Here is a 14602-nt window from a genome sequence, read left to right on the forward strand (position 1 = left end):
CAATTCGATAAAAACTTGATAAAAAGCAGGTGATGCAGTAAATTTTCAACAAATATCAAAATCAATCTCAGATTTGTTTATATTTGATGTCTATACTTGACTATGCAGAAAAAACTGAAACTCTGGGACGCCATTATGTTGGTAATGGGATCTATGATCGGAAGCGGAATTTTTATTGTAAGTGCCGATATGATGCGGAACCTGGGATCCGGTTTCTGGCTGATCGTAGTCTGGATCATTACCGGAGTGATGACTGTAGCAGCGGCAATCAGCTATGGAGAGCTTTCTGCGCTGTTTCCAAAAGCTGGTGGGCAGTATACCTATCTCAAAGAGATCTTTGGGAAAAAGATGGGATTTCTGTACGGCTGGGGCCTGTTTACGGTAATCCAGACAGGAACCATTGCGGCAGTAGCAATGGCTTTCGGTAAATTCACCGCTTATCTGGTTCCGTCACTGAATGATGCAGCTCCTCTTTTCCAGAGTGGAGAATTCAAAATCACGTGGATACAGATTCTGGCAATAGCCGTTATCCTTTTACTTACTTATATTAATACAAGAGGTGTACAGAGCGGAAAGTTGCTTCAGAATGTATTTACGGGTTCAAAAATCATTGCTTTACTGGGCTTAATTGCTGTTGGATTTATTCTAGTTGATTTTTCGCATTTAGCTGAAAATTTCAGCCTGGGTTTTGATTCATTTAATAACCTTAAAAAAGATATAAGCGGTAATTTTCTAAAAGAAGGCTGGGAACCAATTAGTGGAATGACCCTGCTCGGAGGCATCGCAGCAGCCATGGTAGGATCTGTTTTCAGTTCAGTAGCCTGGGAAAGTGTAACTTTCGTTTCCGGAGAAGTTGAAAATCCTAAGAGAAATATTGTCAAATCAATGATCTATGGAACTTCTGCAGTGATGATCCTTTATCTGGCAGTCAATTATGTATACCTGAATGCTTTGGACAGGGACAGTATTGCTTTTGCAGCCAATGACAGGGTTGCGGTGGCAGCCTCACAGAATATTTTCGGAAGTGCAGGCACCATCATTATAGCAGTTCTTGTAATGGTTTCTACCTTCGGGTGTGACAACGGGCTGATTCTGGCTGGAGCCCGAGTGTTTCAGACTATGGCAAAAGACGGAATGTTTTTTAAATCTGCAGAGAAAAATAATAAAAATGAAGTTCCGGAAAATGCTTTATGGATGCAGGGAATATGGGCTTCGGTGCTATGCCTTAGCGGACAGTATGGTAATCTTCTGGACATGATCTCCTTTGTGATCGTTCTGTTCTACATGATTACGGTTTTCGGAGTTATTTATTTAAGAATCAAAAAGCCGGATCTTGAAAGACCTTATAAAACATGGCTTTACCCTGTAACGCCTATTATCTATCTCTTGATAGGAACAGGGTTTTGTGTACTTCTCCTGATTTACAAACAGCAATATACATGGCCCGGATTTTTAATGGTGCTCCTGGGACTTCCTGTGTATTATTTCATCAACAGGAAAAAGCAGACAGATCAATAGGTTAAGATTCAACCGTTTCTATAATATATCAGGGCTCTCAAATTCGTTTGGAAGCCCTTTTTTCAATGAGATTTTTGATTTCTTTTCATATTTATTTCATGAAAATGTGTATTTTGGTAGTTCTTTTTAAGAAAACTAGACTATGTAAAATAAGAAGCTGACTATGGACACACCAAATTACAGAATGCCTTTCGTGCCTTCAACACTCATGACTGAAGGAGGAAGTATTGATATCTGCGACATGGGCGAAAGCATTGCGCACAATATCATGCTGCTGATCACTACTAAAAAAGGCGAAAACAGATATGATGACAATTATGGAAACGACGTATGGAATCTGGAATTCGACAATGGAGTCACCAGTGCCGTTTGGGAGAGCGTTTTCATTAAAAGCCTCAGAAGGCAGATTCAGGAATATGAGCCCCGCATCGTGAACCCGCAGATTGATGCCCACATCCAATTTGTAGAGCACAGCTACGATACCAAAGAACATACAGAGATCAAAAAGAAAGTAAGAATTGCCATCAATGCAAAAATGGAGGCAACAGGAGAGCGTTTCAGTTTTTCTACAGAATTATTTTTAAGCCCGATGTCTATTGACTAATTGTTTTTAAAAGCAAGAAAAAATTATGAACTTAGATCAAAATATATATTCCAAAGAATCTGTAAAGGCAAGAATGCTTCAGAACGCCACCAAAGTGTGGGGACTGAAAAGCCCGCAGTCTCTGGACCCTTTTGTAAAACTACTGATAGACGCATTCAGTACAGAAGTTTTTAAGGCTAATAACGAGATTCAGACAGTAAATGCAAGAATCCTTGAGAAACTGGCAAAACTTCTGACACCATCCATCTATACCCATCCGATTCCGGCCCATGCGGTTGCCTTTACGTTGCCTTACGAATCTTCGGAAGTCCTACTGGAACATACCGAATTCTTTTTCCGCAAGCAGATGACATCAACGGTAAAATCAGAATCGGATAAACAGCTTAATATTCCTTTTACACCCGTAGGAAATGTAAGAATTAATAAAATACAGACGGCAATAATGTTTGTAGGAAATACCTGCTATAGTGTAGATGACAGGTTGAATAAAATACCGGTTGCAAGATTCCAGGGAAAACCTGAGGACTACAGAAAGATTACGATAGGAGTGGATGTAAGCCGATATGCCACTGAAAATTTCCCCAAATACATCAGCGTATTCTGTTCCAATCCTGCTTTTGAGCATATAGATTTCGTCTACAAGCTGCTTCCTTATATTACCGTTACCAGTAATGGGAATCCTTTGTTTGTAAGAGAGGGATTGAGTTATCTTACGAACAGCCAGCAGGATGGATACGAGCAGATGTTCAGAGAACAGTCGATCCGGAATAAAGTTATTGAAGATATTAAAAGTATTTACCGTCATAAATTCATAGAGATCACCGGACTTTCAAGCAGCCTCTTTTCGGAGCCTGGCGTATTGCCACAAAATTTAGACTTTCTCAACGAAAAAGAAGAGATCAGAAAGCAGATCGGAGACAAACGCTATTTGTGGCTTACCTTTGAATTCCCGCCGCAGTTTTCTGCGGAGATCTTAGATAATTTTTCATTTGTAATGAATGCTTTCCCTATTTACAACAGAGGCTGGAAGAAGACAGAATACAGCCTGGATATCATGGGAAACAATATTCCTCTCGTTACAGACGAAGGCGAACATTTCCTGTATGTGGATGAAGTTCAGGATGGAGACGGAAGAAAATATACTGAGATTCCTTTTACTCCTGCCGATGATCTTAAAAAAGGATTGTATACAGTAAGAAAAGGCGGAATGGAGCGTTTCACCAATAGAAATGCCGTAGATATGATCGCCAATGTTCTGGAACTGACAAGAGATGAAATTGCTGCATTTTCACTGTTAAACAGGGATAATGTCAAAGGAGTGCTAAGTGAAATGTCAGATAAAATGAAGACGATGGTTCAGAAAGTGAACAATGCGAAGAGAAATATCAGACAGGAACTGAATTACGTCATTATGGAGCCTGTAGAAAAAACAGACCATACATATGCCTCATTCTGGGTGACACACTGCACACTGGCCAACCATATGCGTCCCGGAACAGAACTTTCTAATCAGTTAAAATCACAGACTGTTGTACTTCTCACAGAAACTATAGGCGGTTCTGAAGAACAGAAAGGAACAGACAGTATTCAGGCTTACAGATACGCCTTAACCACAAGAGACAAGATCATTTCTCTCGAAGATGTTAAAAACTACTGCAGAATGGTCCTGAAAGATGAGGTAAAAGAAGTAAGGGTAAGAAGAGGAACCATGATCAGCAACCGCCCAAAAGAAGGTTTTGTAAGAACCGTTGAAATAGAAATCATTCCTCAGAATTATTCATTCTATGGAAGGGCCTACTGGGAAAATATGGCCAATATCCTTAGAAATCAAATCATTTCGAAAGCGATTGACGGAATCGAATATGTAGTAAAAATAAGCAATGAAGATATTGATCTTGACGAAATATAAATCACAACTAAACTTAAACTATAAAATATGAGAAAGATTATTGTCCTTGCTATGGCCCTGACCTTCACATCAGTCAGTGTGATCAGCTGTAAAAAAGACGTCAGTAAACTGGGTAAATCCGTTTTGAACCTTGGTGGTGCTGACGAAGCGAATGCTATCATCGATTTCAATAACAACTTTTTGGATTCTTATAAGAATACATCCAAACATATAGAAAGTATTCTGAGATATGCAGATGGAGCTGTAGCGAAAGCAAAAGGCGGAAATGCTATGATAATGCCCGTAATAGGTTCTATGGATTACTCATTCAGCAAGATCAAAGAAATACCGTCAGGTTTTGGAAAAGACAAGGCAGCAATAGAAGCCGACTTCAATACCTATAAAGCTAAAAAGGAAAGTATAGAGAAAAAGTTCGAAGAGCTTAAATCCTATATGAATTCTGAAGACTATAAAGATGACAAAGGAGCAAAAGCAGATGCCATAACAAAGGATATTGAAACCGAAGCCCAGGCTTTATTTACCTCGGGAGAAAATGTAGTGGCGAAGATCAAACCTGCAACAGATGCGGCAGAAGAAGTGGTTCTGAAAGACCATCCTATGAAAGAGTATATCATCTCTTCCAAAAGCGTAATGAACTCCCTGGACTCTAATATTGATGTACTGGATAAGCAGTATTCAGGAAAATTCAACGAAGCGGAGGCTCAGAAAAAATATGATGAGCTTGCCAAAGCAGTAGAAGCCAATTCAAAATTAGAATTCAATGTGAAAGATCCGCAGTATTCTTACAAAAAAACATTGTTTGAAAGCTTTAATAAAAGTGCGTCCAGCTTTTTGGATACTTACCGAAAACTGATTCGTGATGCTAAAGGCACTGGAAAAATTTCAGACAGCGATATTCAGCAGATCGATTCCTCCTACGAATCTGTACTGAACTCCTACAATTCATTTGTGAAATAAAAAAGGTATGAACCTATAACAGAAGACTGATGCAATGTATCAGTCTTTTTTATTTGCGGGAATAGGAGTATAGTTAATATCAGCAGTATCACGCAGAGCATAAACAAAATTTCACGAACGAAATTCATGAAGAATTAATCATTTCAGAAGCTTAAAAATTTAACTAAAATTAAAGTTTAATAAAATCTTTCAGGTTCATACAATTCCATAAAATTCCGTAATTTTGCACATTGTGATTTTCAGGCAGGATCACCCCAAATTATGAGTAAATCAACAGAATATATAGAAGTTTACGGAGCACGTGAACACAATCTTAAAAATATTAATGTAAAGATTCCTCGCAACGAGCTGGTAGTAATTACCGGGCTTTCCGGCAGTGGGAAATCATCTTTGGCTTTTGATACCATCTTTGCCGAAGGGCAACGTCGTTATATCGAAACATTTTCGGCATATGCGCGCCAGTTTCTGGGCGGTCTGGAACGACCGGATGTAGATAAGATAGAAGGTCTTTCTCCCGTAATTGCCATCGAGCAGAAAACTACCAATAAAAACCCAAGGTCTACCGTAGGAACCGTAACTGAGCTGTATGATTATCTACGCTTGTTATATGCAAGAGTTTCCGATGCATACTCTCTTTCCAGTGGAAAAAGGTTGGTAAGCTATACGGAAGACCAGATCTTGGACACAATCAAGGAAAATTATAAAGGCGAAAAAATAATGCTTCTTGCGCCTGTAGTACGTTCCAGAAAAGGCCATTACCATGAGCTTTTTGTACAGATGGCAAAAAAAGGCTACGGTCAGGCAAGGATTGACGGTGAGCTGCAGGATATAGAATATGATCTGAAGCTGGACCGTTATAAAACCCACGATATAGACATTGTGATCGACCGATGGATCATCGGTGAAAATGCTTCCGAATCCAGAATGGAAAAATCCCTGCGTACCGCAATTGAGATGGGCGAAGGGATCATCGGAATCCAGAAACTGGGAGGCACAGATATAGAATATTTTTCGAAAAATCTGATGGATGCTGAAACAGGACATTCACTGGCACTTCCGGAACCCAATACATTCTCTTTTAACTCTCCGAAAGGAAGCTGTCCGGAATGTAAAGGTTTGGGGACTATCAAAAAGATCAATACAGATTACTTTATTGAAAACCCTAAACTTTCCATTAACCAGGGCGGACTGTTGCCGCTGGAAGATATTAAATCCAACAAATGGATACTCTCACAGATCAAAAATATCCTTGAGATCTTCGGATTGGGCATGGCAACACCTATGAAGGATATTCCGGACGAGGCTTTGGACTATATCTACAACGGATGCCATAAGGAATTTAATAAAGATCTGAAATACGCAGGGATTACCAAAAAGATAAAAATAAGCTTCGATGGTCTGATCACTTTTATGGAAGAGATCATTGAAGAAAGAGAATCTTACGAGGCAGTATTGCTGGAAAGACATTTTACCACTGAAGAAACCTGTCCGGAATGCGGCGGAACCCGTCTTCAGCCTGCAAGCTTAAGCTTTAAAATAGACGGAAAGAATATCGCTGAGGTAAATGCTTTAAGCTTATCCGATTTAAAAGAATGGCTATCCGACGTTAAAGATAAATTCTCAGAAAAACATAAAATCATTGCCTACGAAATCTTAAAAGAGATTGAAACAAGACTTCAGTTCCTTCTGGATGTAGGTTTGGATTATCTGAGCTTAAGCAGAAGCTCTAAAACCCTTTCAGGCGGAGAATCCCAGAGGATACGTCTTGCCACGCAGATCGGGTCACAACTTGTGAATGTTCTGTATATTCTGGATGAACCAAGTATTGGGCTTCACCAGAGAGATAATGAGAGACTGATCAATTCATTGAAAAACCTTAGAGATATTGGGAACTCCGTCATTGTTGTAGAGCATGATAAAGATATGATCCTGGAGGCCGATGAGGTATTGGATATTGGTCCGAGAGCCGGAAAATTTGGTGGAGAAATACTCTGGCAGGGAAAACCGAAAGACCTGTTGAAAGCAGATACCATTACGGCAGATTATATCAACGGAAAAAGAAAGATAGCAGTTCCTGCGGAAAGAAGAGCTGGGAATGGTAAAAATATACTGTTAAAAGGAGCTACTGGAAATAACCTTAAAAATGTTACCCTGGATATTCCGTTAGGAAAACTGGTTGTAGTAACAGGAATTTCAGGTAGCGGAAAATCTTCCCTGATCAACGGAACCTTATATCCGATCCTGAACAAACATTTTTACAGAGCCGTTCAGGAGCCTCTTCCATACAAAAAGATTGAAGGGCTTGATCATATTGATAAAATTGTAGACGTAGACCAGACTCCGATCGGAAGAACTCCGCGATCAAACCCTGCAACCTACACAGGAATGTTTACAGATATCAGAAACCTTTTTGCTGAACTTCCGGAGAGTAAAATCCGTGGTTATAAGCCGGGAAGATTCTCATTCAATGTAAAAGGCGGAAGATGCGAAACCTGCCAGGGTGGTGGGCTGAAAGTAATTGAAATGAACTTTCTTCCCGATGTATACGTACATTGTGAAACCTGTAATGGAAAACGTTTCAACAGAGAAACCCTGGAAGTACGTTACAAAGGAAAATCTATTTCCGACGTTCTGGATATGACGATTGGTGAAGCGGTAGATTTCTTCCAACCGATCCCTAAGATTTTTGCTAAAGTAAAAACCCTTCAGGATGTAGGATTAGGATATATTACACTGGGACAGCAGTCGACAACACTTTCAGGAGGAGAGGCACAGCGTATCAAGTTGGCTACAGAACTTTCGAAAAGACAGACTGGAAATACATTGTATATTTTAGATGAGCCGACGACGGGGCTTCACTTTGAAGATGTAAAGATCCTGATGGATGCCATTAACCAGCTGGTAGAATTAGGAAACTCATTCATCATCATCGAACATAATATGGATGTGATCAAATTGGCAGACCATATTATCGATGTAGGACCGGAAGGAGGAAAACACGGTGGCCAGATCGTAGCTCAGGGAACTCCTGAAGAGATTGTGAAATCTAAGAAGAGTTTGACCGGTAAGTTTCTAAAAAGAGAATTAGAATAATAATTAAAATTAAATATAAAAAGCCATAATACTTGTTGTGGCTTTTTTATTTCTCCTGCATTTCGTTGTAAATGCTTTCAAGCTTCTGCCAATAGTCTTCCTGCATCCAAGCATATTTTTTATAATTGGTGCTGATCATTGCGTTATCAGAAACGGTTTTTGTTTTAAGGTAATCTGTAATGGCTTCCAGCAGCCATTTTTCATTAAATCCGGCCCATTCACCTGCTGCCTGTAACAGATTGGGCTGTAAAACAGGAAAGACTTCATATATATTAATGGTTTTCACATCGTCAAAAGAATATGGACTTTCCAGAATTGTTTTAACAATATATTGAAAATTAAAATCCTGAAGTTCTGTATCCAGATAAAAATCAGATAGAGCGATCCATACAGGTTTTCGCTCTTCAATATTAACAGGTTTTAGCATTGACAATTCCTTTGATAGATGGATTGATCAAATCAATTATAGAGAGGATATATAAACTTCTATTTTTGTACCGTCGTAGTTGAAGGTTCCGTCTTCATTCTTTTTACCCAGAACCCATTTCATGTCTACAGGAACAGACCATGCCGTACCCAGTGAAAATCCGTTCACGGATCTGATCTCCGCACCGTTTCCGGTAGTGACCGCCGAATGGAACCACGTTTTATCTCTTAGCCTGTAAAAACCGATGGCTTTTCCTTTGGGAATTATAGCATAACCATCCCACTTATCGCCTGCAGGATAGTTGAATTTATTGAGCCATCCCTGTGCACGGAACTGTACAAGTTCATCCGGAGATATGGCTGCACCTCTCATGTACAAGGCATAAGCTACCACATCATGGCATACGCCCTTGTTGTAATTGGCCATCTCGTCCTGCCCGGAAAGAAGGCCATTGGATATCAGTGATTTTTTCGCTGGTTCGAATTGCCCGACCTGGGCTCCTTTTGGTGTGATCATTTTAATATTATTTTATTGTTTTGGTTTATTTAAAGATACATAATATATTATAAATAATATTTCACCATAAAGATATATGATATTAAAGTATTGTTTGAAATTTCTTATAATTTTTATAAATAATTAAAATTTTAAGTGCAAAACATAATAAATGTTCAGGAAAAGCGTTCTATATTTGTCAAACAAATTAAAACAATATGAAAAATTTAAAGAAACTTAACAAGAATGAATTGAAATCAGTGTATGGGGGTGCACCTGTAATTTATTGTGTATTTTGTGAAAGACTCAATAAAACAGTGTGTAGTGAAGCCCATATTTCTCAATGTCCTTAAAAATTCAAGCTGCCTTTAGAGCAGCTTTTTTTATGATCAGATTTAATGATTATTTCACGCTTTGAGCAAAATTCTTCAGGCTTGCTTTCAGATCTTTCGAATTTGCAATACTGTCAAAGCTGATGTTATCAATCTTCCATTCCTGGCCGGACTTTATCAAATGTACTTTGTCGGTCCATATAACTTTAGGCTGAGACATCATGTATTCAAAAGTAACCGCCGCATCCGCTGAGGTACCCGAAGGGTTGATAACAACAGATTTTATTTTGTAACTGTTGTATCCTTCATATAAGCTTGAAAAAACAGCTCCTTCAAACAATAATGGTTTTTCATCCGGATGATCACTGTGTTTTACCTTTTCAATATCAGCTTTAGAAGCATTCAAAGCCTCTTCAAGTGTTCTTTTGAGTTCCGGAGAAAAAAGGCTGTCAGAGAAGGGTTTATTATAAAGAGCATCATTTGAGCCTCCATATAAACGGTAAAGCTCGTTGACCTTTTGTATAACAGAGGTTTCTTCGGCCGAATTTGCACGGGATCCATTATTTTTGCAGGCTGCTAAAAAGAGAAAAATTCCTAAGCATAGAAAGATTTTTTTCATCAATAAAATTTAAATTCAATGGTCAAATCATGTGCCATCTTTTATTCTGTCAGCTTGTTTCTTAAGCCTAAAAATAATTTAAACAGCCAATCATAAAATTTAATACATTTGATTATTAAATATGATCTGTGAATCCTATTCTTGATGTTGTAGTACGTTCCCTTTGCGTTTACCTTTTTATGGTGATCGCTATCCGTCTCTTTGGTAAAAACCAGCTTTCCCAGCTTAATGCAGGAGATGTGGTTCTGCTCCTTCTTATTTCCAATGCGGTTCAGAATGCAATGGTGGGCCAGAATACCTCTCTGCAGGGTGGTCTTATTGCAGCCCTCGTTCTGTTTGCGGCCAACTTTATTCTAAAACGACTCATGTTCTCCAACCGGAAATTCGAAACATTTATGGAAGAAGACCCTGTAATCCTGATCAGAGATGGGGTAATAGACCAGACTGCTCTGAACAGGGTGAAGATCACCCGTGATGAGCTGGAAGAAGCCATAAGAGAACACGGTGTGGAGAAAATAAGAGATGTTAAGCTTTCTATTCTTGAAGTCGATGGTAATATAAGCGTTATCTCAGAAGATGAGAAAGAAAAGCAGACCCACTATTCAAGAATCAAAAGAAAAAATAAAAGAAAATACTATTAAATAGAATGAATTACGAATTAAGAGAAATGCTTCCCGGTGATGAAAAAAGAGTGCTGGAAATTTATAAGCAGGGATTAGACGGAGGGGTATCCACTTTTGAAACAGAAGTTCCTACTGCCGAAGCCTGGAATATGGAATATTTCAACGATTGCCGTTGGGTACTTGAGAATGAAAACAATGAAATAGTAGGGTGGTGTGCTTTGAAGCCGGTAAGCAAAAGAGAATGTTATAAAGGAGTAGCTGAAGTGAGCATTTATTTTGACAACACGTATCAGGGGAAAGGCTTAGGATCAGTTCTGCTGAAAAAGATGATTCTTGACAGCGAAAGCCATGGTTTCTGGACTCTTCAGGCCAGCATCTTTCCCGAAAACGAAGCTTCTATAAGATTTCACCAAAAAAACGGGTTCAGAACTGTAGGAGTCAGAAAAAAGATTGGAAAGCTAAACGGACAGTGGAAAGATGTCGTACTGTTCGAAAAGCGAAGTGACAGTATAGAATAAATAAAAGAGAACCGGACAATTCTTTAAATCTTTCATTTTTAATTAAATAAATCACTTTTGTTCTAAAAATATTGGCTTTCAAACCCCGTAAGCTTCCCTTTCAAAAATGCTCCGGTGTACTTTGGCACTAACCTTGTTATCTCCCTATTGAAATTTGAAAAAGTGGAAAATATGAAAGGTTTAATGAAAATTGTAGGGGTGTTAACCATTATGTTTATGATGACATCATGTGTGGTGCATGATCATCATGTAAGGAGACTCCCGCCGGGACAAGCTAAAAAAGTGTATGGAGGAAGTGCACGATACTATGCTCCGGGACAGGTGAAAAAACGAGTGTATTATTATGATTATGACAACAGAGGTCATCATCATAAAAACAAAGGACACAAACGACACAGAGATTAAGAAAAATAAAAAAGCCCTGATTTTTCAGGGCTTTTGATTTGTATTAAAATCTTGATTTTTTTGGATTCAGGAATGTATTAAAGATCATTATTTCCGTTCCGAATTTTTTCTCAATTCTTTCCGAAATGTTGAGCATTTCACTTTTGATAAAATCCTCTCTGAGATCATCATTGTCAAACATCAGAAGCAAGTTATAATTCTTCCCCTCTTCAATATAATCACTGTGTACTTCAGAAAGAATATATTTATTGACATCCATAAGGTTTTCCGCCATCAGCACCAGTGTTTCATCAATATAATTTTCCCATTCTTCGATATTGTTTTTCGTACAGTGGAAAGTTATACTCAATAAGCTCATATTTTATGAATTTTTAAGATTTTGTGGATAAATTCTAGTGCAAAAATCGGTAAAAATTTCGTAAATTAGCCCGTTAATAAAAATTGGAAATAAATAATTTTCAGACGCACAGCTAAAGGTCTGACTGTCATTATAATAAATTTGTTTATGCAAAAAGAAGGAGAAAGACTGATTCCTATCAACATTGTTGATGAAATGAAATCGTCTTATATCGATTATTCGATGTCGGTTATCGTTTCAAGAGCGTTGCCGGACGTAAGAGACGGCCTGAAACCCGTTCATAGAAGAGTACTTTACGGTATGTATGGATTAGGGGTTTTTTCTAATAGAAAATATTTAAAATCTGCAAGAATCGTTGGGGATGTTTTGGGTAAATATCACCCGCATGGAGACTCTTCAGTATATGATGCAATGGTGAGAATGGCTCAGGAATGGAGCTTGCGTTATCCCCAGGTGGATGGGCAGGGTAACTTCGGTTCAATGGACGGAGACCCGCCTGCGGCAATGCGATACACCGAAGCAAGACTGAAAAAGATTTCTGATGAGATTCTTTCAGATCTGGACAAAGAAACTGTTGATTTTCAGAATAACTTTGACGACAGTATGCAGGAGCCTACCGTGCTGCCTACAAAAGTTCCTAACCTTTTAGTCAATGGTACTTCCGGAATTGCAGTAGGTATGGCGACCAATATGGCACCGCACAACCTATCAGAATCTATTGATGCAATCTGTGCTTATATCGATAACCGAGAGATTACTATCGATGAATTAATGCACCATATTACAGCGCCGGATTTCCCTACAGGAGGTATTATATACGGTTACGATGGAGTAAGGGATGCTTTCCATACAGGAAAAGGAAGAGTAGTGCTGAGAGCAAAAGTGAATTTCGAAGAAATCGGAAACAGAAATGCTATTATCGTTACTGAAGTTCCATACCAGGTAAACAAGGCTGATATGATCGCCAGAACTGCGGAACTCGTAAAAGATGATAAGATTGTAGGAATTCATGAGATCAGAGACGAATCGGACAGAAACGGTCTGCGTGTCGTTTACGAACTGAAAAATGATGCTATTCCTAATGTTGTCCTAAACTTACTATATAAATATACAGCACTTCAGACTTCTTTCAGCGTTAATAATATTGCGCTGGTTAAAGGAAGACCGGAACAGCTTAATTTAAAGGATATCATCCACCATTTCGTAGAGCACAGACACGAAGTGATTGTGAGAAGAACTCAGTACGAGCTTAAGAAAGCCAAAGAGAGAGCTCACATCCTGGAAGGTTTCATGAAAGTGATAGGATCTCAGGATTCTTTAGACAGAGCCATTTCTATTATCCGTCACAGTGCTAACCCTCAGGCAGCAAAAGAAGGCTTGATCGAAGCATTTGAACTTTCTGACATTCAGGCTCAGGCCATTCTTGATCTGAGACTGGCACGTCTTACAGGAATGGAACTTGACAAGATCCGTGATGAATATGACACGATCATGAAAGAGATCATGAACCTGGAAGATATCTTAGCCAATGAACCGAGAAGATTTGAGATCATCAAGGAAGAATTGCTTGAAATCAAAGAAAAATATGGTGACGAAAGAAGAACTGCAATCGACTATTCAGGAGGAGAAATGTCTATCGAGGATATTATCCCGAATGAAGCCGTAGTTCTTACCATTTCACACGCAGGATATGTTAAGAGAACCTCACTTTCTGAATACAAAATTCAGAGCAGAGGTGGTGTAGGGAACAGGGCAGCAACTACAAGGGACGAAGATTTCCTTGAATATATTGTTTCTGCGACCAACCACCAGTATATGCTGTTTTTCACAGAAAAAGGAAGATGTTACTGGTTAAGAGTATTTGAAATTCCTGAAGGGTCAAAAACATCCAAAGGAAGAGCAGTACAGAACCTGATCAACATTGAGCAGGATGACAAGATCAAAGCCTACATCAGAACCAATAACCTGAAAGATGCTGAATACGTAAACCAAATGAGTGTAGTGATGGTGACCAAGAATGGAACCATTAAGAAAACCTCTCTTGAAGCGTACTCAAGACCAAGAGTTAATGGGGTTAATGCCATCGAGATCAGAGATAATGACCAATTATTGGGTGCATACCTTACCAATGGTACTTCTCAGATCATGATTGCAACTAAAAATGGTAAATGTATCCGTTTCCCTGAAGAAAAAGTAAGAGAAGTAGGTAGAGGATCCATTGGGGTACGTGGTATCACTATGGACGATAATGACGAGGCAATTGGTATGATTGTTGTGAATGATGTAGAAAAAGAGACAGTTCTTGTGGTTTCTGAAAAAGGATACGGTAAAAGAACTGCTGTAGAAGACTACAGAATCACCAACAGAGGAGGAAAAGGAGTTATTACCCTGAACATTACCGAAAAAACAGGAAATCTGATCGCTATTCAGAATGTGACAGACGAAGACGGATTGATGATCATCAATAAGTCCGGTGTTGCCATCAGAATGAATATGGATGAAATGAGAGTAATGGGAAGAAATACCCAGGGAGTAAAAATGATTAACCTTAAGAAAAATGACGAAATTGCAGCCATTGCAAAAGTAGAAATGGATAAAGAGGTAGCAGAAGAAGACTCTGAAGAAAATGCAGAAGGGACAGGAATTGTAGCAGATAACCAAGAAAACAATACAGAACCACAGGCTGAAAAAGAAAACCCGGCCGGAGAAAATGAGAATTCTGATTCTGAAGAATAAAACGTACA

Annotated in this window: 14 protein-coding genes; 10 read left to right on the forward strand and 4 right to left on the reverse strand. The window is 38.8% G+C overall.

Annotation, left to right across the window (positions count from 1 at the left end):
• The first annotated feature begins 102 nt into the window (after positions 1–102).
• The 5 genes from LC418_RS12645 (at position 103) to uvrA (ending at position 8081) form a co-directional block, all read left to right on the forward strand.
• The gene (locus tag LC418_RS12645) at positions 103–1518 is read left to right on the forward strand and encodes an APC family permease (protein ID WP_111958005.1); all 1416 of its coding nucleotides are present in this window, start codon (positions 103–105) and stop codon (positions 1516–1518) included.
• 163 nt (positions 1519–1681) lie between these two features.
• Entirely contained in the window at positions 1682–2122 is a 441-nt protein-coding gene (locus LC418_RS12650) for a GPW/gp25 family protein (protein ID WP_111958003.1), read from the forward strand.
• Positions 2123–2147: 25 nt separating this feature from the next.
• Positions 2148–4031 (forward strand): type VI secretion system baseplate subunit TssF, encoded by a 1884-nt coding sequence (locus tag LC418_RS12655; RefSeq protein ID WP_223559380.1) that lies wholly within the window; start codon positions 2148–2150, stop codon positions 4029–4031.
• 27 nt (positions 4032–4058) lie between these two features.
• On the forward strand, positions 4059–4988 hold the full coding sequence (locus tag LC418_RS12660; RefSeq protein ID WP_111957999.1) for a DUF3829 domain-containing protein: 930 nt from the start codon (positions 4059–4061) through the stop codon (positions 4986–4988).
• Positions 4989–5249: 261 nt separating this feature from the next.
• Complete coding sequence (gene uvrA, locus LC418_RS12665; protein ID WP_223559381.1) at positions 5250–8081, forward strand: excinuclease ABC subunit UvrA; 2832 nt, start codon at positions 5250–5252, stop codon at positions 8079–8081.
• Between the two features lie 46 nt (positions 8082–8127).
• On the opposite strand, the gene LC418_RS12670 is transcribed toward uvrA, so the two are convergent.
• Positions 8128–8508 (reverse strand): DUF7079 family protein, encoded by a 381-nt coding sequence (locus LC418_RS12670; protein WP_111957995.1) that lies wholly within the window; start codon positions 8506–8508, stop codon positions 8128–8130.
• A gap of 36 nt (positions 8509–8544) precedes the next feature.
• On the reverse strand, positions 8545–9024 hold the full coding sequence (locus tag LC418_RS12675; protein WP_223559382.1) for a hypothetical protein: 480 nt from the start codon (positions 9022–9024) through the stop codon (positions 8545–8547).
• A gap of 197 nt (positions 9025–9221) precedes the next feature.
• Here LC418_RS12675 and LC418_RS12680 point away from each other — a divergent pair, with 197 nt between their 5' ends.
• Entirely contained in the window at positions 9222–9356 is a 135-nt protein-coding gene (locus tag LC418_RS12680) for a bacteriocin-like protein (RefSeq protein WP_111957991.1), read from the forward strand.
• Between the two features lie 49 nt (positions 9357–9405).
• Here LC418_RS12680 and LC418_RS12685 read toward each other — a convergent pair whose 3' ends face one another.
• Positions 9406–9954, reverse strand: coding sequence for a YqhG/Tai3 family protein (locus LC418_RS12685; protein WP_223559383.1), 549 nt, complete (start codon positions 9952–9954; stop codon positions 9406–9408).
• A gap of 128 nt (positions 9955–10082) precedes the next feature.
• Between LC418_RS12685 and LC418_RS12690 the strand changes: the two genes are divergently transcribed.
• The 3 genes from LC418_RS12690 (at position 10083) to LC418_RS12700 (ending at position 11500) form a co-directional block, all read left to right on the forward strand.
• A complete protein-coding gene (locus LC418_RS12690) occupies positions 10083–10595 on the forward strand; it encodes a DUF421 domain-containing protein (protein ID WP_111957987.1) in 513 nt (170 codons plus the stop codon).
• A 5-nt stretch (positions 10596–10600) separates the two neighbouring features.
• Positions 10601–11095: a GNAT family N-acetyltransferase gene (locus tag LC418_RS12695; RefSeq protein ID WP_111957985.1), complete on the forward strand. Its 495-nt coding sequence runs from the start codon at positions 10601–10603 to the stop codon at positions 11093–11095.
• 171 nt (positions 11096–11266) lie between these two features.
• On the forward strand, positions 11267–11500 hold the full coding sequence (locus LC418_RS12700) for a hypothetical protein (RefSeq protein ID WP_223559384.1): 234 nt from the start codon (positions 11267–11269) through the stop codon (positions 11498–11500).
• A gap of 43 nt (positions 11501–11543) precedes the next feature.
• On the opposite strand, the gene LC418_RS12705 is transcribed toward LC418_RS12700, so the two are convergent.
• Positions 11544–11858 carry a DUF4286 family protein gene (locus LC418_RS12705; RefSeq protein ID WP_111957981.1) on the reverse strand — a complete coding sequence of 105 codons (315 nt, stop codon included), beginning with the start codon at positions 11856–11858 and terminating at the stop codon, positions 11544–11546.
• 147 nt (positions 11859–12005) lie between these two features.
• On the opposite strand from LC418_RS12705, the gene gyrA reads away from it, so the two are divergent.
• A complete protein-coding gene (gene gyrA / locus LC418_RS12710; RefSeq protein WP_111957978.1) occupies positions 12006–14594 on the forward strand; it encodes a DNA gyrase subunit A in 2589 nt (862 codons plus the stop codon).
• Positions 14595–14602: the final 8 nt, after the last annotated feature.

Origin of the sequence: Chryseobacterium lathyri, from assembly GCF_019970085.1 — a bacterium.
Taxonomy (GTDB): domain Bacteria; phylum Bacteroidota; class Bacteroidia; order Flavobacteriales; family Weeksellaceae; genus Chryseobacterium; species Chryseobacterium lathyri.